This is a genomic window from Olsenella phocaeensis, from assembly GCF_048189965.1.
Taxonomy (GTDB): domain Bacteria; phylum Actinomycetota; class Coriobacteriia; order Coriobacteriales; family Atopobiaceae; genus Olsenella_I; species Olsenella_I phocaeensis.
In genome coordinates, this window is sequence record NZ_DBEZHV010000013.1 from 104,948 (window position 1) to 123,227 (window position 18,280).

Annotated in this window: 23 protein-coding genes; 7 read left to right on the forward strand and 16 right to left on the reverse strand. The window is 68.1% G+C overall.

The features are described 5' to 3' along the window. Positions 1-13 precede the first annotated feature (13 nt). The 13 genes from ACMPH2_RS06960 to ACMPH2_RS07020 form a co-directional block, all read right to left on the reverse strand. Positions 14-496 (reverse strand): hypothetical protein, encoded by a 483-nt coding sequence (locus tag ACMPH2_RS06960; protein ID WP_417119022.1) that lies wholly within the window; start codon positions 494-496, stop codon positions 14-16. Beyond that, on the reverse strand, positions 486-620 hold the full coding sequence (locus ACMPH2_RS06965) for a hypothetical protein (protein ID WP_417119023.1): 135 nt from the start codon (positions 618-620) through the stop codon (positions 486-488). The genes ACMPH2_RS06960 and ACMPH2_RS06965 overlap by 11 nt, the downstream gene beginning before the upstream one ends. Then, positions 617-985: a hypothetical protein gene (locus ACMPH2_RS06970; RefSeq protein WP_417119024.1), complete on the reverse strand. Its 369-nt coding sequence runs from the start codon at positions 983-985 to the stop codon at positions 617-619. The genes ACMPH2_RS06965 and ACMPH2_RS06970 overlap by 4 nt, the downstream gene beginning before the upstream one ends. Further along, entirely contained in the window at positions 982-1,404 is a 423-nt protein-coding gene (locus ACMPH2_RS06975; RefSeq protein ID WP_417119025.1) for a hypothetical protein, read from the reverse strand. Before ACMPH2_RS06975 ends, ACMPH2_RS06970 begins: the two co-directional genes overlap by 4 nt. Further along, on the reverse strand, positions 1,397-2,128 hold the full coding sequence (locus tag ACMPH2_RS06980; RefSeq protein WP_417119026.1) for an ATP-binding protein: 732 nt from the start codon (positions 2,126-2,128) through the stop codon (positions 1,397-1,399). Before ACMPH2_RS06980 ends, ACMPH2_RS06975 begins: the two co-directional genes overlap by 8 nt. Next, positions 2,112-2,915, reverse strand: coding sequence for a conserved phage C-terminal domain-containing protein (locus ACMPH2_RS06985; protein ID WP_417119027.1), 804 nt, complete (start codon positions 2,913-2,915; stop codon positions 2,112-2,114). Before ACMPH2_RS06985 ends, ACMPH2_RS06980 begins: the two co-directional genes overlap by 17 nt. Further along, positions 2,912-4,090, reverse strand: coding sequence for a tyrosine-type recombinase/integrase (locus ACMPH2_RS06990; protein WP_417119028.1), 1,179 nt, complete (start codon positions 4,088-4,090; stop codon positions 2,912-2,914). Before ACMPH2_RS06990 ends, ACMPH2_RS06985 begins: the two co-directional genes overlap by 4 nt. Next, the gene (locus tag ACMPH2_RS06995; protein ID WP_417119029.1) at positions 4,087-4,941 is read right to left on the reverse strand and encodes an HNH endonuclease signature motif containing protein; all 855 of its coding nucleotides are present in this window, start codon (positions 4,939-4,941) and stop codon (positions 4,087-4,089) included. Before ACMPH2_RS06995 ends, ACMPH2_RS06990 begins: the two co-directional genes overlap by 4 nt. Before the next feature lie 186 nt (positions 4,942-5,127). Further along, positions 5,128-5,361, reverse strand: a complete 234-nt coding sequence (locus ACMPH2_RS07000) for a hypothetical protein (protein ID WP_417119030.1) — start codon at positions 5,359-5,361, stop codon at positions 5,128-5,130. After that, entirely contained in the window at positions 5,358-5,543 is a 186-nt protein-coding gene (locus ACMPH2_RS07005) for a hypothetical protein (protein WP_417119031.1), read from the reverse strand. Before ACMPH2_RS07005 ends, ACMPH2_RS07000 begins: the two co-directional genes overlap by 4 nt. Before the next feature lie 54 nt (positions 5,544-5,597). Next, positions 5,598-5,921: a helix-turn-helix domain-containing protein gene (locus tag ACMPH2_RS07010; RefSeq protein ID WP_417119032.1), complete on the reverse strand. Its 324-nt coding sequence runs from the start codon at positions 5,919-5,921 to the stop codon at positions 5,598-5,600. Positions 5,922-6,125: 204 nt separating this feature from the next. Beyond that, complete coding sequence (locus tag ACMPH2_RS07015; protein WP_417119033.1) at positions 6,126-6,371, reverse strand: hypothetical protein; 246 nt, start codon at positions 6,369-6,371, stop codon at positions 6,126-6,128. Positions 6,372-6,427: 56 nt separating this feature from the next. After that, complete coding sequence (locus tag ACMPH2_RS07020) at positions 6,428-6,646, reverse strand: helix-turn-helix domain-containing protein (protein ID WP_417119034.1); 219 nt, start codon at positions 6,644-6,646, stop codon at positions 6,428-6,430. A 121-nt stretch (positions 6,647-6,767) separates the two neighbouring features. Here ACMPH2_RS07020 and ACMPH2_RS07025 point away from each other — a divergent pair, with 121 nt between their 5' ends. From ACMPH2_RS07025 to ACMPH2_RS07050, 6 genes are all read left to right on the forward strand, one after another. Further along, positions 6,768-7,427: a LexA family protein gene (locus tag ACMPH2_RS07025; RefSeq protein WP_417119035.1), complete on the forward strand. Its 660-nt coding sequence runs from the start codon at positions 6,768-6,770 to the stop codon at positions 7,425-7,427. 49 nt (positions 7,428-7,476) lie between these two features. Further along, positions 7,477-8,619 carry an exonuclease domain-containing protein gene (locus ACMPH2_RS07030; protein ID WP_417119036.1) on the forward strand — a complete coding sequence of 381 codons (1,143 nt, stop codon included), beginning with the start codon at positions 7,477-7,479 and terminating at the stop codon, positions 8,617-8,619. A gap of 34 nt (positions 8,620-8,653) precedes the next feature. Beyond that, positions 8,654-8,851 (forward strand): hypothetical protein, encoded by a 198-nt coding sequence (locus tag ACMPH2_RS07035; protein WP_417119037.1) that lies wholly within the window; start codon positions 8,654-8,656, stop codon positions 8,849-8,851. 10 nt (positions 8,852-8,861) lie between these two features. Beyond that, entirely contained in the window at positions 8,862-9,656 is a 795-nt protein-coding gene (locus ACMPH2_RS07040) for a hypothetical protein (protein WP_417119038.1), read from the forward strand. Positions 9,657-9,797: 141 nt separating this feature from the next. Beyond that, positions 9,798-10,742, forward strand: a complete 945-nt coding sequence (locus tag ACMPH2_RS07045; RefSeq protein ID WP_417119039.1) for an Abi family protein — start codon at positions 9,798-9,800, stop codon at positions 10,740-10,742. Positions 10,743-10,863: 121 nt separating this feature from the next. Then, positions 10,864-12,000, forward strand: a complete 1,137-nt coding sequence (locus ACMPH2_RS07050) for a hypothetical protein (protein WP_417119040.1) — start codon at positions 10,864-10,866, stop codon at positions 11,998-12,000. A gap of 53 nt (positions 12,001-12,053) precedes the next feature. Here ACMPH2_RS07050 and ACMPH2_RS07055 read toward each other — a convergent pair whose 3' ends face one another. Continuing rightward, complete coding sequence (locus ACMPH2_RS07055) at positions 12,054-14,564, reverse strand: phosphoketolase family protein (RefSeq protein WP_417119041.1); 2,511 nt, start codon at positions 14,562-14,564, stop codon at positions 12,054-12,056. Positions 14,565-14,935: 371 nt separating this feature from the next. On the opposite strand from ACMPH2_RS07055, the gene ACMPH2_RS07060 reads away from it, so the two are divergent. Continuing rightward, positions 14,936-15,982 carry an aldose epimerase family protein gene (locus ACMPH2_RS07060; RefSeq protein WP_314639362.1) on the forward strand — a complete coding sequence of 349 codons (1,047 nt, stop codon included), beginning with the start codon at positions 14,936-14,938 and terminating at the stop codon, positions 15,980-15,982. A 425-nt stretch (positions 15,983-16,407) separates the two neighbouring features. Here ACMPH2_RS07060 and ACMPH2_RS07065 read toward each other — a convergent pair whose 3' ends face one another. Then, complete coding sequence (locus ACMPH2_RS07065) at positions 16,408-17,403, reverse strand: 2-keto-3-deoxygluconate permease (protein WP_062531771.1); 996 nt, start codon at positions 17,401-17,403, stop codon at positions 16,408-16,410. A 90-nt stretch (positions 17,404-17,493) separates the two neighbouring features. Then, positions 17,494-18,249, reverse strand: coding sequence for an SDR family NAD(P)-dependent oxidoreductase (locus ACMPH2_RS07070; RefSeq protein WP_417119042.1), 756 nt, complete (start codon positions 18,247-18,249; stop codon positions 17,494-17,496). Between the last annotated feature and the right edge of the window lie 31 nt (positions 18,250-18,280).

Here is an 18,280-nt window from a genome sequence, read left to right on the forward strand (position 1 = left end):
CCGCACCAGCCCCTCACTCCCACACCCCCTCGATCGCGAGCTCGTACCCGACCGTGTCTATCGAGTCGAGCGCCACGTTCGCCCGCGTCCTGACGGTCGAGGGGGCGAGCTCGAGCCTGCGCGCCACGGTCTCCCAGGGCATGTCGTCGACGTAGTGCATGCAGAGGGCGTCGGCGTACTCGCCGCCCAGGAGGCGGCGGACCCCGCCCGTCCCGTCGGTGCCGTAGCAGATCACGAAGGCGAGGTCCACGAGCTCGTAGTCCTCCCTGAGGCGAGCCTCGTGCGCGGCCTCCCAGTCGATTCTGCTCTCGGTGGCGGACATCCCGCCTCCCACGGAGCCCGAGCGCCCGCGGGCGGCGTAGGACTGGGCGCGCACGCCCTCCCTGGCGGCCATCCCCTGCAGGCGCAGGGACAGCCGCCGGGCGTCCCTCGACGCCTCGGCGGCCGCCTCGAAGAGCTCCCGCGCGTCGCGGTAGAGCCCGGGGTCAGCGGACATTCCCCGACCACCTCCCGCGGGCTCGGTCCCAGGCGGACAGCGGCACCCACACCGGCGCGAGCACGACGGCCATGAGCAGCCCCACGAGCGCGCCCAGGCCCCAGCCCAGGTCCGAGCGGGTCACGAGGCATCGCCGCCAAGGACGCGGGCACCGCAGTTGGGACAAAAGCGCGGCATGTCCTTGTCGCGGTAGTGCGCGTGGCAATAGCTGCACTCCCAGTAGTGGATGTACCAGCCGCGTGGCTGCAAGTCGCTGTGTTCCGCCATCCTGCAGGTCTTTTCTGGGACGTACCGCACGCTTTTGCCGCGCCGGCCCTCCTCCCGGAACGCCGAGCGCTCCTCGTCCGTGAAGCTCCCGTAGCCCCCGGTCGCGTAGATGCGTATCTCCCGCTCCACGTCTGCCTTGCGCGTCACGTAGCCCAGGGTCACGTCGTGCTCCACGGCGTAGGCGCGCAGCTCGCGCAGGGTCATGCCGTCAGTCGGTCTCATTCGTCCCCCTCGGCCAGTGCCTCGCTCGAGCCTGCCCGCGCCGCGCCCTGGCCGGTCGGCCCCCAGCCGCCCGGCACCCCGCCGACCTCGCGCACGCAGGCCAGCAGGTCCGCCACCATGGCCCGGCCCTCCGCCGTCCCGGCGTCCGCCCCGGAGTACTCGCGCAGGCACTCCTCGGCGATCAGCCGCCTCCTCGAGTCCCGGTCGTCCCGCGCGGCGCATGCGAGCCCGTTCTCGCCCGCCACGAGCTCCAGCGCGTCCGCCAGGGCGTCGGCCACGAAGCCCCTGCCCCCGAGTCCGACGCCCATCCGCTCCGCGGCGGCGAGCATCGCGCCCCAGGCGTCGCACCTGTTCTCGCGGACCGCCCTCGCCGCGCGCAGCAGCAGGGTCGCCCCTTCCCTCGCGTCCAGCTCACGCATCCCCGCTCGCCCTCCTGTCGCTCCCGCCCGTGCGCACCAGGTCGCACGAGCCCCTGAGCCGCGACACGATGGCCGCGGCCGTCTCCTGGTCGCCCCTCGACGCCAGGCGCTCCGCCATGGCCCGGGGGTCCTGCTGGCTCGTCACCACGGTCGGGAGGCGCGCCGAGTAGCGCGCGTCCACGACCTCGAACAGCTTCGCGAGCGCCCACTGGCTGGGGGCCTCCTTGCCCAGGTCGTCCAGGACGAGCAGGGGGGTCCTGGCGTAGGCCGCCGTGGCCTGCCTCTCGCGGTGCTCGCCCATGGCGTCGCGCAGGTCGGCGAGCATGGCCACGCAGGGGGCGAAGCGCGCCCCGCGCCCCGACGAGGCCCAGCCCTTCAGGGCCGCGGCGGCCGAGTGGGTCTTGCCGGTCCCCTTGTCGCCGTAGAGCCAGAGCCCCCGGCCCCTCGCCATCGCCGGCACCCTCCTGAGGTCGGCCGGGACCCCGAGGAAGCGCTCGGGCACGCCGGCGGCGACCATCGCCGACCTCAGGGCCTCGGCCTCCGCGTCGCGCCTGGCGCCCGAGTCCCGGGCCAGCGCGGCGCGCCTGGCCTCGCGCTCGGCCTCGACCGCCAGCGCGTACTCACCCCTCGTGGCGCGGTTCGCCTCCCAGACCTCCTCGGCGGAGAACCCGCCCTCGGGCATCTCGCCGCCGTGCCGCTCGAACAGCTCACGCAGGCCTCTCATCGCACGCCTCCTCCCCCAGCGGCACCCACGGCTCCCCCAGGCCCTCGAACTCCGAGAAGTCCGGGGCGGCCCTGGCCCCTCCGGGCGGCGCGGCGTTGAGGTAGCCCTCGAAGTTCCCGGGCCTGAGCAGCGTGGACGGCCTCAGGAACTGCCTCATGCGGGCGTCGCCCGACCACTGGGCGGCCATGTTGTCGACGACGCGCTCGAGCTGGGAGGCGTCGTAGCCCTCCCGCAGGCGCGCCGCCACGAGCCGCCTGGTCGCGCGGGAGTCCGCCCGGTACGACGCCCCCGTCGCGGCGTTGAGCCTGGCGACGAAGCGCCCCGTGGCCTCCGCCACGCCGGGCGGGACCTCGCGCTCCCCCCTCTGGGGGGTTAGGGGGGCTCTTTTCTCATTCTCAGTCTCATTCTCATTCTCAGTACGGCATTTCTGCTCATGCTCGTCTGGCGTCGCAGCATCGCGAATCTGTCGATGCTTGTCTTGCTCCGCAGCATCGCGAATCTGCGCATGCGTCGCGACCTGCGACTCCTCCGGCTCGTCCGTACCGCCCGCGCCCCCCGTGGCGGCCCAGCGCGCCTCGGCCATGTCGCCGCCCTTGCGCGAGCGCCTGGCGCTCATCTCGATCCTGCCCTTGAAGGCGTCGAAGAGCAGGCTCCAGGGCTCCGCGCTCGGCTCGGGCTCCTCGCCCGTGAAGCCGTAGGCGACGAGCGCGCCCACGAGGAGGTCCCTCTGCCCGCGCGGCAGCCTCGCCGCCACGTCCCACATGTCCTGCTGTATGCAGACCTTCATCGCCCGTCCTCCGATGCCCTCGTCCTCATGTCCTGGAATGCCGCCGCCGCGGCCGCGTCGCGGCCGGGCAGCACGTGCCCGTAGATCCTGAGCGTGGTCGCCACGTCGGCGTGGCCGAGCCGCTCCGAGACCACCTTGGGGTCCGCCCCCGAGAGCAGCAGCCACGTGGCGTGGGTGTGCCTGAGGGAGTGGAAGGTGACCGAGCGGGGCAGCCCCGCCCCGTCGCAGATCGCCCTGAACTCCCGCGAGACGGCCGACGGCCGCGCCCACGAGCCGTCCCAGGTGACCACGGGGGCGGAGCGCGAGCGGCCCCACCTCTCGCCCGTGCGCCCGAGGGACGAGAGGACGACCCCCATCGCGGCGGGCGCGAGCGCCACGTTGCGCGAGCGGTGCCCCTTGGTGTCGGCCTGCCGCCGGGCGGGGCCTCCCGCCTCCACGACCGTGCCGGCCACGTGCAGGCACGAGCGGAACGACTCCACGTCGCGCCTCCTGAGGCCGCACGCCTCCCCGCACCTGAGCCCGGCGTTGAGGGCCAGCCACGCCGCCAGGGCGCAGGCGCGCCTCCTGTCCGCGGCCGCCCCCTCGCCGCCTCCGAGCGCCTCCGCCTCGAGGAGGGGCGAGAGCGCGGCCATGCCGTCTGCGTCAAGCGACGCCGCCTCGCGCCTGGGCGGCGTCGGCCTCGTGGCCGCCTCGACGGGGCTCGACCCGCAGAGCCCGAGCGCGCGGAAGTGCCGCCACGCGCCGGAGAGGAACCAGTGCATGCCGAGGACGGAGCTCGCCGAGAGCGGCCCCTCCCCGCCGGCCGGGCCCTCCGAGAGGAGGCGGCGGTAGAGCTCGTCCACCATCCAGGGCGTCACGTCGGCGACGCGCAGGCGCGCGAGCGGGGCGGCCCAGGCGGCGTAGCGCCGGTAGGTCCTCACCGTGTTCGCGGGGGAGCCCGCGGCGGCCATGCCGTCGACGTGGCGCGAGAGCGCCTCGCCCACCCTGGGGGCGGCGCCCCCTTGCGCCAGGCCCATGAGCCACTCGCGGGCCATGGCGAGGGCCTCCTCGTCGGTCGCGCCGGGGAAGCTCCTGTAGGGCCTGACCGGCTCGCCCGTCACGGGGTTGGTCCCCAGGTAGGGCCTGACGTAGGGCGTGCCGTCCGCGGCGTGCCTGATCCTCGGCTCCCCCGTCACCGGCCCCGCCTCCCCGGGGCGCGCCTGCCGGCGGCGAGGCACACGGGGCAGGTCCTGACCGGCCTCGTGTAGGCGGCCTGCCCGCCCGTGGGCACGAACTCGCGCCCACGGGCGGCGCAGGCGCGCGCCCCGCCGCTCTCCAGCTCGCGCGCCCTCGAGCGCAGGCGGGCCATGGCCGCGCACGCCTCGAGCGTCTCCCGGTCCGACCAGCCGACGCCCAGGCTGTTCATCACGGCCAGGAGGTCCCTCGGCACGGCGACCAGGTTCTCGGGGCCGAGGTTCGCGCGGTCCCCGTCGGCGAAGAGCACGACGTGGCCCTCCGGGAGCGGGCCCCTCTCGCGCTCCCAGGCGACGACCTGGGCGGGCCTCCAGTTGTCCTTGGTGCAGGGGACGCCCGGGTCCTCCGCGACCTTCACGTAGGGGTAGCCCCGCTTCCAGAGGACCTCGCCGACGGCCCTGCGCGGGCTACCGCCGCCGTGGTTGCGCCGCGTCTGCGTGCCGTGCGTGGAGCGGAAGAGCGACACCTGGTGCCTTGAGAGCCCGAAGCCGAAGCGCTCCCGGAAGGCCTCCGAGAGGAGGTCGGTCCTCTGCCCGCGGTCGTGCCCGAGCATCCAGGCCTCCATCTCGGGCTCCCGCGACCACCTCACCTCCCGATCGGCCCTGCCGTCGTGGTTCGCGACGGGGCGCTTGGAGAGGCCCAGCCTGTGCGCCCTCATGTACACCGAGCGCACCGACGGCTCCCAGCCGAAGTCCCGCCCGAGCTCCATCGCGAGCTCCCGCGCGTCCGTCATCCCCGGGTACGCGCCCCTGAGGAACTCGTCCATCTCCGCCGTCCACCTCGCCCTCGCCACTCCGACCTCCCGTCCGCCTGGTCCCGACCTCCCCGCGCGCCCCCGGCCAGGCGCGGCCCGGGGGCGAAAGGAGTGCCCCCCGGCCGCCCCTCGTCCCGCTCGCTCCCGCGGCCACCGCGCCTTGCGACGCCCGGGGCGGCTAAGCGTTCCGCCGGGCGAAGCGGGGGCGCGCGGGGAGGGCGGGCCCTACTGCCCGCCCAGGAGCTCGGGCAGCCTCGCCGCCCCCGCCCCGTACTCGGCCCTGATCTCGGCCGTCCTCAGGATCGTGTTCGCGTTCGCGGTGACGGCCTGGGCGATCTTGCCCACCGCGCGCGAGCGCTCTATCTCTGCCCTGAGCTCCTCGCCCGAGAGCGACGGGTCGCCGAGCCGCGCGAGCTCCTCGAAGAGGACCTCGTTGAGCCTCCCGAGGGAGTTGTTCACCTCGCCACCTCCCACGCGGGCTCCGCCGCCCTCGTGGCGCGCATGCTCTCGTAGTCCGACGTCCCCGCCAGCCCCAGGGCCACGAGGAACGCGAGCATGAGCGCGAGGGCGACCGCGAGCTCCGCCACCGGGTAGGCGTCGGCCCTTCGTGTCCCGCGCCTGTGCGATACTTGCCTTGACATGGGTCCCATCCCTTCCGTCGCCGCCCGCGCGCGTTGCCCCGCGTCGCGGGCTCTTTACCTCTGGCTCTCGTCCATCCAGGCGTCCACCGCGTCGACCCTGATCAGGGTCCTGCGCTCCGCGCCCGGGGGCGTCACGAAGGCGAGCCTCCCCGCCTTCATCTCGTCGCGGATGGTGCTCGTGGGGACGCCCGTGTACCTGGCCGTGTCGGCCACCGTGTACGCCATCCGCGCGGGCAGACCCGCCGCCTGCGCGAAGGCGAGCGCCCTGCTCCCGCAGGGGTAGGGGTTCTCCTCCATGCGCCGTCTGTAGCGGTCGACGCCCTCCTGGATGGTGCTCACCAGCTCCTCGAGCGGGTCTGCCGTCGTGACCGTCGCCATGCAGATCGCCTCCCTTCCTTTTCAAGGCTTCCGAATCGAGCAGGCGGGGGCGGCGGGGCGTCACTCCGAGAAGAGGTCCCTTGCCCTGCAGCCGATGGCCCTCGCCCGTCGACCACTTCCAGACGGACGTGCGGCCGTAGCCGGTCCGCTCGGAGAGCTCCTTCTTGGTCATGCGCGCCTCCGCGAGGCGCACGTTCAGCATCGTTAGATAGTCCGGATTGCCCCGGCGGGCATGTCCGGGTCGATGAAGTCGCACGTGCTCACGAGACACATGCGCAGGGCGAAGAGCGCGAACCTCGGGTTCTTCTCGTTCCCGGAGTCGAGGCCTCTGGCGAACTCCCGCGCAGGCCCGAGATCCTCGAACGACTTTGCGTTCCAGGCCTTCGCGTCCTCGGTCCACTCCACGCGCCAGTTGATGGCGTCAGGGCGTGCTCCCGTCGTGCCGTCCATGTCCCCTCCCCTCCCTCCCCCGCGGGGGATGGCGCGAATAGTTCTGTTTAACGCAATTAATCTGCCAAAAAAATATTGACCATGCCGTCGTGAAGAATCTTGCGACCTGTCTTGTTCATGCTTGCGCGAAGTCCGATGAGCTCACCGATGCGAAACTCGGTCGGGGCCTTCTCTCGCAGCTGGTACGTCTGCCTGGTGATTCCGCAAGCTGAAGCGGCCTCTTCAAGTGTTAAGCCCGAGGCCCTTCGCGCTGCGTAAATCGCGTCAACGTCCATTCATCCTCCTTCCCTCGTTGCTAAGCAAGTATAGCGACTATTCCGTTTAACGCAATAACTATTTTGGAAAAAGGAAATTCCAAAGTGTAAGATTCTCGATAAACGGAACGTAGGAGGCGACATGGGGCTGCCAGAAAACATCGATGCTCTCTTGGTCAAATACGACATCAACCAGGAGGCGCTTGCCCGTGTCGCTGGAGTTGCTCCCTCCTCGATAACCCGCTGGAGAAACGGCGCCCAGATGCGCAAGGAGCCCTTGCGTGCCATCTGCAAGTACTTCGGCATCACGGAGGATGATCTTCTCTCCGACTCCTACGGGCTCGCGGCAAAGGAGCACGGTTACTTCCCCTCCTCCGCCCTCACCCCCGTCGCGTCTGAGGTGGCCTACGCGCCCCTCCTGGGGCGCGTCCACGCGGGGGACGCCCAGGAGCCCGACGTCCTGGACGACGAGGTGCCCGTCCCAGCCGAGGTGCTGGACGGCCATCCCCGCGCCTACTTCCTCGAGGTGGAGGGCCAGTGCATGAGCCGGGTCTACCCCGAGGGCTGCCACATCCTCATCGACCCCGACAGCGAGCCGACGAACGGCTCCATAGCCGTGGTCTCCATCGACGGGGCCGACTACGTCATGAGGAGGCTCTACCGGGGCGCGTCGACGCTCGTGCTCTCGCCCGACTCGTGGGACGAGGGCTACGAGGACATCGTCGTGAGGGACGGGGACGGCCACGAGGTCAGCTTCCACGGCTGCGTCGTGTGGTTCCAGGCGAGCAAAGAGATGGAGTAGGGACAGGTCCATGCCCAAATTCGGGCATGGATGGCAGACAGGAGGGCACATGTTCGACAGCATCACGTTCCTCGACGTCGAGACGCCGAACCGGCACAACGACAGCATCTGCTCCATTGGCCTCGTGACCACCGACCTCTCGGGGCGCGAGCTGGACCGCGCCTACACGCTGGTCAACCCGCAGACCCGTTTCGACGACGTCAACATGAGAATCCACGGCATCTCCCCCGTTGACGTGAGCGACGCGCCGACCTTCGCCGAGGCGTGGAGCGACGTGATCTGGCCGCGCTTCGACGGCTCGCTGCTGGTCGCCCACAACGCCGCCTTCGACCTCTGCGTCATCTGGAAGGCAGCCGCCACGCTCGGAATCGGCGTCGACCACTTCGACTACGCCTGCACGCAGAGGATGGCGAGGAGCATCCTGCCGCCGCAGGGCGACTACAAGCTGGACCACCTGTGCGACACCCTGGGCGTGCGGATGGGGAGGCACCACGACGCGGCGGCGGACGCCGACGGGTGCATGGGGCTGTTCTGGTCCCTCCGCGAGATGGCCCAGGGAGACGTCTCCCCGTACGTCGACACGTACAGGGGACCCGGGGCGTCCTCGCGGGTCCCGCGTCCCCGCGGCTCCGCTGGGACGGACTCCCGCCCAGGAAGGACGTACAGCCAGTCGACCAACGACATGCGCGACCTGATCAAGATCGTCGGAAGGGTCACGTCGGACGGCGACGTGTCGGTGGACGAGGCGGCTGCGCTCCTCTCGTGGATGCTCTCACGCGACAGCCTAGCGGGCGATCCGGTGGTGGCGAGGCTGATGGACGAGCTGCAGGAGGCGCTCGAGGACGGCGACATCTCCCTGCTGGAGTCCGACGAGCTCGTCGGCGAGCTGGACAGGCTCGCAAACCCGCTCGACGGTCACGCCGAGGCCGTCGAGTTCGACGGGAGGCTGTTCTGCCTGACCGGTGACTTCGAGCACGGCAGCAAGTCGGCCGTCACGGAGTACATCGAGTCGCGGGGAGGCACGGTAAAGACCGGGGTCACCAAGAAGTGCAGCTACGTGGTAATGGGGGGCTGCGGCAGCGAGGCCTACTCCCTCGGGAGCTATGGCACGAAGGTGAAGAAGGCGATGGAGCTGCAGGAGAAGGGCGTACCCGTGAAGGTCATCAACGAGTGCGATCTGTACCGCGACTAGACGATCGCAGGCGGCAGGCTCCGAGGAGGAAGCCATGAAGTTCGGCATGCGCAAGCCAAGCATCAGGAAGTCGCTCTCGGCCAGGACGAGGGGCCGCGCGACGAGGGCGGTCAAGAGGGCGGTGGTCCCCGGCTACGGCAAGAGGGGCATGGGGTGGCTGCACCCCAAGCGGAAGGTCAAAAGCGCCATCTACAGGAAGGTGACGTTCAGCCCATTCGACTTGTTCAGGTGAGAGGTGGCCAATGAAAGGTTTGACGGACGAGGAAGAGGAAGCCCTTGGTCTGGCGTTCATGAACAGGGGCGACGATTTACAGACCTACGCGGGCAAGGCGGCAAAAGCATTCATCCAGTTGGCAGATGCGGGCATGATCGATGCCGAATATGGAAGCATGAGTGGCAACCTTGTTCTCGTGCGCAAGGTACTACCTGAGGGAAGACGACATCTTGAACTCGTAAGAGAGTCGCTCCTTGCAGCGGGTGTCGAGTCATTGTCAGCTGATACTGAAAGGGTGCTGCGCAACCTTGCTTGGGAAGAAACCTGCGCAAGGGCAGCTGGCAGAGTTTTCTCGCATGCAGCAGATGAAGGTCTTCTTGAAGCCTACAAGGAGTTGTCCCGCAAGAAGATGATTGGTGTCACGTGGGCAGATAACACCGCCTACTGCATCCACGGGGTCACGGATGCCGGCTGGAAGTATGTCCGCGCCCTGGTGCCAGCGAAGGAGGGGCTCGTGGAGATCATCAACAACCCACAGTTCACCCAGCAGGTCATCGGCAGCGCAAACGCGAGCTCGTCTGCCTTGGCCTCCGCAAACGTCACGATCTCGGATGCCTATAGGGCCATCCGGGACAGCGATGCAACCGATGAGCAGAAGCGCGCAGCGGAGGACGGCATCGGCGAGATGGAGCGCGCGGCGGCCCAGGGCGACCTGGCGGCGTTTGCGGCGGGCATGGAGAAGGTGGCTTCCGTGGCCAAGAGCGTGGGCGCGATCGCGTCGGTTGTGGTGCCGCTCGTCGCCAAACTTGTCGGTGGGATGTAAGGATTTTTTGACAAGCCTCGCCGGACGGGTATAGTAATGGCAGTGATACGGCTTGGTGTCTCCACGTGAGCCCAAGACTGGTTGAGGGTCGCCGCCATCTTTATGGGGGCGGCCCTCTTCCTATTCCGCTTGGAGGACGCATTGAAAGAGCAAGACAAGCCCTTCAAAACAATCGACGAGCAGATAGAGATTCTCCGCTCCAGAGGCGTGGTTATAGACGACCACAAAGGCGCGAGAGAGCTGCTCCTCAGGAACAACTATTACTCCGTGATAAACGGATACAAGGAGTTCTTCCTCGACAAGGACAGATGCAACCAGGATGTCGAGGTGTACCGAAGGGGAACGAGGCTGGAGGACATAGCGACCCTCTACCGTTTTGACACGATGCTCAGGTTCTCGATGACGCACTGCCTCCTCAATGCCGAGAAGGCCCTGAAGACCGTAACCGTCCACGCATTCTGCGAGCGTCACAGGGGCATCGAGGACTATCTCGACCCTGCATGCTACTGCTCCAAAAGGGACTACAAGGGCACGAACTACACGAAGAACCTCATCAGGCTCCTGTCGACCATGCAGTCGCTGAGGGACGGGAAGGGTGGCCGACCTTACATAGAGCACTACAGGAGGGAACACGGCGGAGTGCCGTTGTGGGTGCTCTCCAACGCCCTCACGTTCGGCAACATGTCGCACTTCTACGATCTGCAAAGCATCGGTGTGCAGAATGAGGCATGTCACCTGCTCTGCGAAACAATCGGAGCCGACAGGCTTGGTGCCAAGAAGCTCAGGATGGCATACTCGACCATGACTGACTTCAGGAACGTGTGCGCTCACGGGGGGAGGCTCTTCTGCGCGAGGTCAGGCGTCAGGGGCGACAGGCGCTTCGCCGATATGGTCAGATACCTGGTTCTCGTATCAACGGAGCCAGAAGGTGAATTCGCCCTATCGGCCATCATGCAGGCGTTTAGGGTGCTGGCGCCGATAGAGGGTCTTCCTGAAATAGTACTGGACGAAATGGGCATCGGGCATGCCAAGCAGGCTAACGCTGACAACCCTCTGGCGAATGTGGTCAACGCCGGCAAAAAGTGACCAGGGATTGCCACCCCATTGGGGACGAGGTACGGCTTTGCACTCCTAGAAACCCCCGCACGCGATCTTGGAGGACTCGTGCGGGGGCCACGACCGTCCAGGACAGGAGGTCGATGCCATTATGGCACGACTGCGCAGCAGCTGGGGCAGCGTCTCCAGGCTGGGCCCGGGGCGCTACAGGCTCAGGTGGCCCGAGCGCGAGGGCCGGAGGACCGTCAGGCGCTCGAAGGTCATGCGCTGCACGAGGCGCGAGGCCGACGCCGAGCTCGCGCGGCTGAGGACGCTCCACGAGCACGCGCCGGGCGAGGTCCCCTGCCCCACCTTCCGGCAGTGCTGGGAGGAGTGGTACCACCCCGAGCTCTCCCGCCGCGTCGGCGAGGGCTCGCTCAGGCCGCAGACGCGCAGGCTCTACGAGGGTCTCTGGCGTGTCAACGTGGGCCCCAGGTGGGGAGACGTCCCCATGGACTCCGCCCTGCCGTCCGAGTGGCAGGAGTGGCTCCTCACGATGCCCCACGACACGGCGCGGCTCTCGAACGTCCTGGGCGGGAACCTCGCGAAGTGCGCCCGCATGCACGACGTGCGCGGCATCGAGTACGCGGGCATGGCCTACCGGCTCCGGAGGAAGGAGAAGAGCGCCACGGACGCGACGTGGACGCTCGAGGAGCTGGGGGAGGTCTGCCACGCCGTGGCGGGCACCGCCTGCGAGGTCCCCGCCATCCTCATGGCCTTCGGCGGGTGCCGCGTTGGCGAGGCATGCGCCCCGCTCGTCTCGGACCTGCGCATGGTCGAGTCGCACGGGATGCGGCTCGCCGTGGTCGCCATCGACAAGCAGCTCGCCCAGGGGCGAAGGGTCGCGCCGCCGAAGACCGAGGGCAGCGTGAGGAGCGTCGTGATTCCGGAGCCCTGGTCGCTCAGGCTCGAGGAGCTTGCCCGGGAGAGGGTCGCCCTGGGGCTCCCGTCGCTCAACGACGGCGGAGACGGCAGGCCGGCGTCCCGCACGACCGTCTCCGACCAGTGGGCCCGCGCCCTGGGCGCAGCCGGCGTGAGGCGGCTCCCCATGGGCAAGCTGCGCAACTCCTGGGAGACGATGATGCGCTGGCGCCTGGGCGTCGACAAGGACAAGATAGACAAGATGATGGGCCACACCTCGGCGGACGTCCGCGCGAAGCACTACGACCGCCCCGACGAGGAAGTGTTCGTCGAGACGGTCGCGGGAGCGTGGCAGGGGTTCCGTTCGGTACCTTCGGGGACAAGTTAGGACACAAGGACCTAACCCATACCCATCTACCAGCGGTTATTCAGTTGTGGTGCCTACTCGTCGTTGTCTCCGCCGGTCGAGGACATGGCGGCGGCACTGTTGTCCTGGTGGCCCACGACGTCACGCCAGACCCACTCGGTGAAGCGCGGGTGGTCGTAGCCGTTGTCGCAGGCGAACTGGAAGGCCTCGTCGCGGAAGGCGCGCCACTCGGCAATCTTCTCGGCGTACTTCTCGGTGTCCACGAGCTCGAGCGCGTGGGACGCGAGCGCCCAGCGGTCCATCTCGTTGAGGCGAAGCATGTCGTAGGGCGTGGTGGTAGAGCCCTCCTCCATGTAGCCGTGCACGTGGAAGTTGTCGTGGCCCGGACGGTCGAAGATCAGGCCGTGGATGGTGTGCGCGTAGGCATGGTAGGCGAAGAGCACAGGCACGTCGGTGCCGAAGAGCTCGGAGAAGCGCTCGTCGCTGATGGCGGCGTCGTTCTCGCCCGCGTTCTGGATGCTCAGCAACTTGACCACGTTGACGAACTTGACCTTGAGGCCCATGTCCTGCAGGGCGTCGGACGCCGCGAGGAGCTCGAGGGTGGGCACGTCGCCGCAGCAGGCGAGGACGATGTCGGCCTTCTCGCCCTTCTTGACGTTGCCGGCCCACTCCCACTCGGCCACGCCCTCGGCCAGCTCGGCCTTGGCCTCGTCGATGGTCTGGAAGGTCGGCGAGGGCTGCTTGCCCGCGAAGATGGCGTTGATCTTGTTGGTGGACTTGTAGGCCTCCTCGCCCACGGCCAGCAGCATGTTGGCGTCGGCGGGATAGTAGGCCTCGACCACGTGGTCGTTGTGGAAGTTCTTGTTGAGGAGGACGTCCACGAAGCCGGGGTCCTGGTGAGAGAAACCGTTGTGGTCCTGGCGCCAGACATGGCTGGTGAGCAGGATGTTGAGCGAGGCGATGGGCGCGCGCCAGGGGATGTGGCGCACGGTGGCCTCGAGCCACTTGGCGTGCTGGTTCACCATGGAGTCGACGACATGGATGAAGCTCTCGTAGCTCGACCAGACGCCGTGGCGACCGGTGAGCAGGAAGCCCTCGAGAAGGCCCTCGCACTGGTGCTCGGAGAGCTGCTCGATGACGGAGCCCACGGAGCTCATGTGGACGTCGTTCTCGGGGTCGGCGTTGAAGCCGGCGTCCCACTGCTTGTCGGTCAGCGAGTAGGCGGCCTGCAGGCGGTTCGAGGCGGTCTCGTCAGGGCCGAAGACGCGGAACTTGGTGAGGTTGAGCTTCATGACGTCACGGGTGTAGTCGCCGAAGACGCGGGAGGCCTCGGTGGTTCCGTAGCCATGGCCCTTCTCCGCCACGGGAATCTCGTAGTCGTGGATGTCGGGGAGCTCGAGCTCCTCGCGCACCAGGCCACCGTTGGCGTTGGGGTTGGCGCCCAGGCGCAGCTCGCCCTCGGGCATGAACTCGGTCACCTCGGGACGCAGGCTACCGTCCTCGTTCCAGAGCTCCTCGGGCTTGTAGGAGCGCAGCCAGCTGCGCAGCACGCGGAAGTGCTCGTGCGTGTCCTTGGCGGACACCAGGGGCACCTGGTGCGCACGCCAGCTGTCCTGGGTCTTCTTGCCGTCGATGTACTTGGGGCAGGTCCAGCCCTTGGGGGTCTTGAAGACGATCATGGGGTACGCGGGACGCTCGGTCTCGCCGGCGAGGGCGCGCCACTTGATGTCGCAGATCTCGTTGAAGACCTGCTCGAGCAGGGCGGCGAAGCGACGGTGGATCGAGATCGGCGGCTCGTCGTCGAAGCCGGCGACGAAGGTGTAGGGGTGGTAGCCCATACCGCGGAAGAACTCGTTGCGCTCCTCGTCAGAGATGCGGGCGAGGATCGTGGGGTTGGCGATCTTGTAGCCGTTGAGGTGCAGGACGGGCAGGACGATGCCGTCGGTGAGGGGGTTGATCAGCTTGTTGGTCTGCCAGGAGGTGGCAAGGGGACCGGTCTCGGCCTCGCCGTCACCCACGACGGCGAAGGCGAGGAGGCTGGGGTTGTTGAGGACCGCACCATAGGCGTGGCTCAGGGTGTAGCCCAGCTCGCCGCCCTCGTGGATGGAGCCAGGGGTCTCGGGCGCGAAGTGGCTGGGGATGCCACCGGGGTAGCTGAACTGGCGGAAGAAGCGCTGCAGGCCAGCCTCGTCGTCCGTGATCTGCGGATAGCACTCGCGATAGGTGCCGTCGAGCAGGGACTGCGAGGTGCCGGCGGGTCCGCCGTGGCCCGGCCCCATGAAGAACACGACGTTCTGGCCGTGGTCGTGGATGAAGCGGTTGACGTGGCCCATCAGGAAGTTGAGGCCCGGAGTGGTTCCCCAGTGGCCCACGAGGCGATGCTTGACGTCGGCACGGCCGAAGTCGCGGGGCTGGCCGCTCTTCTCGTCCACGAAGTCGTCGCGCATGAGGGGGTTGCTGCGCAGGTAGATCTGGCCGACGGACATGAAGTTGGCGGCGCGCCAGTACTTGTCGACCCAGGCCACCTCCTCCTCAGCGACGGGGGCGTCGAGCTTCTTCCAGGGGGTACCCAAATCTTCTGCCATGCGGACTTCCCTTCATTCGAACGTCCAGGTGACGCGCTTGCGCATAAACACTGCCAAAACACAAAAAACACCAATATGACTTTGCCCATTTTAGCCTACGAATGGATAATCGTCCCCTCATTTTGACCGTTGGCCGATTGCTGCTGGCTAAATTTTGCTAAACATGAGAAGGAGCGTTTAGTGCTCATGTGAGACGCCCATACAGGGCGCAGGGCTGGCTCCCGCCGGTGGCTCGTGCCGTCCCGCCGACGCCTCGCGCTGCCCCACCGAAAACCCCGCCCACCACGTGCGGCAACCCTCCCGGTCGCGCTAGCGTACGTGGCAGCGGTCCGTCACGCGGGCGGACTCGCGTCTTGGGGAGAGGGGTTCCTATGCCAGTTGCCACCAGGCCTTTCGGTCGCTGCGAGGATGGGCGCGAGGTCCACCTCTTCGAGCTCCAGAACTCCTCGGGCATGCGCGCCTGCGTCACGGACCTCGGCGCCTGCCTGCAGGCGGTCGTCGTCCCCGACGGGAGGGGCAGCTTCGTCGATGTGACCCTGGGTTACGACGGCGCGCCCGGCTACCTGCACAACGGCGCAGACTTCGGGGCCATCGTGGGCAGAAACGCCAACCGCATCGCCGGCGCGAGCTTCGAGCTGGCCGGCACGACCTACCACCTCGCGGCAAACGACGGCCCCAACAGCCTGCACTCGGGCCCGCACCTCTGGTTCGAGCGCCTCTGGAAGCTCGCCGACGGCCCACGCCAGAACGGGGACGGCAGCTGCCAGCTCACGCTCAACCTCCTGAGCAGGCCGGGCGACCAGGGATTCCCCGGTGCGCTCGACGTCTTTCTCACCTACCGCCTCTTCGAGGACGGCCGTCTCGAGCTGAGCTTCGAGGCCATGCCCTCCGCCACCACCATCGTCAACCTGACCTGCCACGCCTATTGGAACCTCAACGGACATGCCGCGGGCTCCATCCTCTCGCACGAGCTCTGGCTCGACTGCGACCGCTACACCCCCTCCGACGCCCGACTCATCCCCACCGGAGAGCTCGCCGACGTCACGGGCACCCCGTACGACTTCCGCAGCACGAAGGTGCTGGGTCGCGACATATGGCTCGTTCCCGGAGGCTATGACACCAACTTCGTCCTGAAGAACGACGAGAGGGTGGAGAGGGTCGCCCGCCTCACGGGTGACCAGAGCGGAATCTGGATGGACGTCTGGACCGATGCCCCGGGCCTGCAGCTCTACACCGCAGGCGGGCTCGACGCCCTGGGCAAGGGCGGCGTGCATCATGGCCGCTTCGACGGCGTCGCCCTCGAGACCCAGTTCTTCCCCGACGCCATCCACCACAAGAACTTCCCCCAGCCGGTCTACGCGCCGGGACACCCCTTCGTCTCGCGCACGGTCTTCGCCTTCGGGCACGCCGAACGCTAGGGCCGCCAGCGCCGCAAGCTCCCTCATCGCATGCGCCACCCGTGCGCATGCCGTGCTCCGCCCGTGCACGAGCGCGTCCGACGCGTCCGCCTCGCGCTCGAAAGCGTCCAACGCGTGCGATACAAACGCGAAAACGTCCAACGCGTCTTTGAGCTCACCGCCAACTGGGCAAACGTGAGGCTCTCAGACGCGTTGGACGTACTCGGCGGGCATTCGGACGCATCGGACGTACTCGGCGGGCATTCGGACGCATCGGACGTACTCGGCGGGCATTCGGACGCATCGGACGTACTCGGCGGGCATTCGAGCGCATCGGACGTACTCGGCGGGCATTTGGACGCATCGGACGTACTCGACTGCAGGCTGCACGCGTTGGACGCCATCGCGAGACAAAGCGCACGTGGCGCCAGGCGAGAGTCGCCCGCCTACGCCGTCGCGGGCTGCTGCTCCGCTGCGTCCTCCACGTGGTAGCGCTTGTACACGTAAGCCGTGATGAGCGGTGTCAGGATGGCCGTCACGATGGCGGCTGCCGCCACCTGCGCCGTCGCCGTGGCCAGCACGGCCCCGCCGAAGCGCTCGGCGCTGACGGAGGCCATGGCCGCCGGGGTGGCCACGTTGGCACCCGCGCAGCTCGAGATTGCCGCGCCAGCCACGCCGGTACCGCCCGTCGCACGGTCGGCGGCGACGGTCACGAGCGCGCCGCCCACGGAGCAGATTACGCCCAGCAGGATGCCGGGAAGTCCCGCCTGCACGATCTGGCTCAGGGTCATCGTGGAGCCCATCGCGAAGAAGGTCAGGATGATGATGCCGGGAAGGCCGGCCGAGAGGGTCTTCTTGAGGCTGGGGAAGCAGTTGCCCAGCACGATGCCCAGCAGGATGGGCAGCACGGCACCTAGAAGGCTCCAGCCCAAAGGCGCCTGTCCGGCAGCCCCTAGCACGATCATGGTGACGGGAGGGCCGACCACCAGGGTGGTCACGGCGACGGCACCACGCTCGACCTCGGTGCCGTAGTCTCCCATGAGCCCCGCGTAGAGCGAGTTGTTCGCGCCGGAGCAGGCGGCAAGGATGACCATGGACGAGAGTCCCAGCAGGTTGTCGCCCAGAGCGAACTGCACGATGAGCGCCAGCGCCACGCAGAAGACGACCTTGGTCGCGATGATGATCGCGCCACGGACGGCGGCCTTCGGTGCCGACTCGAACGAGATTGTGGTGCCCACCATGACCAGGAAGGCGCCGACGAGCGCGCCCGTACCACCGGTGGTCATGGCCGTGGTGAAGCTCCCCAGGGCGAAGACCTGTGGGAAGAAGGTGTTGATGGTGCAGGCGAGGAGCAGGGGCACGAGGATGTTGGCCCCGGGGATGCGGCCGAGCATCTTGAAGAAGCCGCCGCCCTTCTCCGCCTTGGTTGTTGCCTCGGACATGTGCGCTTCCCTTCGGTTTGCCTGCGCATGCTTCGGGGCCCTGGCCGAGCCGGGCCCCAATTGGTCGTACGACGTGACGTGCGCGGATGCTTACCCGTCCATCACGATTCCGCCGTCACAGTCCCCCACCTCGCCGTTGACGAAGCTCGCGAGGTCGGACGCGAAGAAGAGCACCATCTGCGCGGGCTCGGAAGGCTCGGCGGCACGGCCCAGCGGGATGATCGAGATGACCTTGTCGTGCTTGACCGGGTCCTCGCTGAGCGCAGTGGTCATGCTGGTCAGGGTGAAGGAGGGGCAGACGGCGTTGCACGAGATGCCGTACTTGCCGCCCTCCTTGGCGATGGCCTTGGTGAGACCGTTCACTCCTGCCTTGGACGAGGCGTAGGCGGCGGTGCCCAGCAGGCCCCCGCCGATCTTGCCGGCCACGGACGAGACGTTGACGATGCGCCCGCCGCCGTGCTCCTTGAAGTAGGGGAAGATCGCGCTGCACATGGTGAAGGTGCCCGTGAGGTTGACGTCGATGGTGCGCTTCCACTCCGCGTCGTCGACCTGCTCGAAGGGCTTGGCCGAGATGACGCCCGCGTCATTGATCAGGATGTTGACGCCCGGGACCTCGTCCAGGATCCGCGCGACGGTCGAGCGAACTGCCGCGGAATCGCCCACGTCGAGCCGGTAGTAGTGGTTGCCCTCCCCTAGCGACGCCACGAACTCCCTGCCGCGCTGCTCGTTGAGCCCGATGACAACGACGTGGCCGCCACCCTCGACGATGCCCTTGCAGATCTCGGCGCCGATGCCGCGGGTGCCGCCGGTGACGATCGCGGTCTTGCCCGTGAAGTCAAAAGCCATGCCCTGCTCCCTTCCATGTCGCAGCTTGTTT

Bases quoted from the DNA above. Each gene is read 5' to 3' on its own strand.
- ACMPH2_RS07060 (WP_314639362.1), top strand. From the start codon at position 14,936: ATGCCAGTTGCCACCAGGCCTTTCGGTCGCTGCGAGGATGGGCGCGAG.
- ACMPH2_RS06985 (WP_417119027.1), bottom strand. From the start codon at position 2,915: ATGAAGGTCTGCATACAGCAGGACATGTGGGACGTGGCGGCGAGGCTG.
- ACMPH2_RS06960 (WP_417119022.1), bottom strand. From the start codon at position 496: ATGTCCGCTGACCCCGGGCTCTACCGCGACGCGCGGGAGCTCTTCGAG.
- ACMPH2_RS06970 (WP_417119024.1), bottom strand. From the start codon at position 985: ATGAGACCGACTGACGGCATGACCCTGCGCGAGCTGCGCGCCTACGCC.
- ACMPH2_RS07015 (WP_417119033.1), bottom strand. From the start codon at position 6,371: ATGGACGGCACGACGGGAGCACGCCCTGACGCCATCAACTGGCGCGTG.
- ACMPH2_RS07050 (WP_417119040.1), top strand. From the start codon at position 10,864: ATGGCACGACTGCGCAGCAGCTGGGGCAGCGTCTCCAGGCTGGGCCCG.
- ACMPH2_RS07025 (WP_417119035.1), top strand. From the start codon at position 6,768: ATGGGGCTGCCAGAAAACATCGATGCTCTCTTGGTCAAATACGACATC.
- ACMPH2_RS07005 (WP_417119031.1), bottom strand. From the start codon at position 5,543: ATGTCAAGGCAAGTATCGCACAGGCGCGGGACACGAAGGGCCGACGCC.
- ACMPH2_RS06975 (WP_417119025.1), bottom strand. From the start codon at position 1,404: ATGCGTGAGCTGGACGCGAGGGAAGGGGCGACCCTGCTGCTGCGCGCG.
- ACMPH2_RS07035 (WP_417119037.1), top strand. From the start codon at position 8,654: ATGAAGTTCGGCATGCGCAAGCCAAGCATCAGGAAGTCGCTCTCGGCC.
- ACMPH2_RS06980 (WP_417119026.1), bottom strand. From the start codon at position 2,128: ATGAGAGGCCTGCGTGAGCTGTTCGAGCGGCACGGCGGCGAGATGCCC.
- ACMPH2_RS07020 (WP_417119034.1), bottom strand. From the start codon at position 6,646: ATGGACGTTGACGCGATTTACGCAGCGCGAAGGGCCTCGGGCTTAACA.
- ACMPH2_RS07040 (WP_417119038.1), top strand. From the start codon at position 8,862: ATGAAAGGTTTGACGGACGAGGAAGAGGAAGCCCTTGGTCTGGCGTTC.
- ACMPH2_RS07010 (WP_417119032.1), bottom strand. From the start codon at position 5,921: ATGGCGACGGTCACGACGGCAGACCCGCTCGAGGAGCTGGTGAGCACC.
- ACMPH2_RS07055 (WP_417119041.1), bottom strand. From the start codon at position 14,564: ATGGCAGAAGATTTGGGTACCCCCTGGAAGAAGCTCGACGCCCCCGTC.
- ACMPH2_RS07030 (WP_417119036.1), top strand. From the start codon at position 7,477: ATGTTCGACAGCATCACGTTCCTCGACGTCGAGACGCCGAACCGGCAC.
- ACMPH2_RS07070 (WP_417119042.1), bottom strand. From the start codon at position 18,249: ATGGCTTTTGACTTCACGGGCAAGACCGCGATCGTCACCGGCGGCACC.
- ACMPH2_RS07065 (WP_062531771.1), bottom strand. From the start codon at position 17,403: ATGTCCGAGGCAACAACCAAGGCGGAGAAGGGCGGCGGCTTCTTCAAG.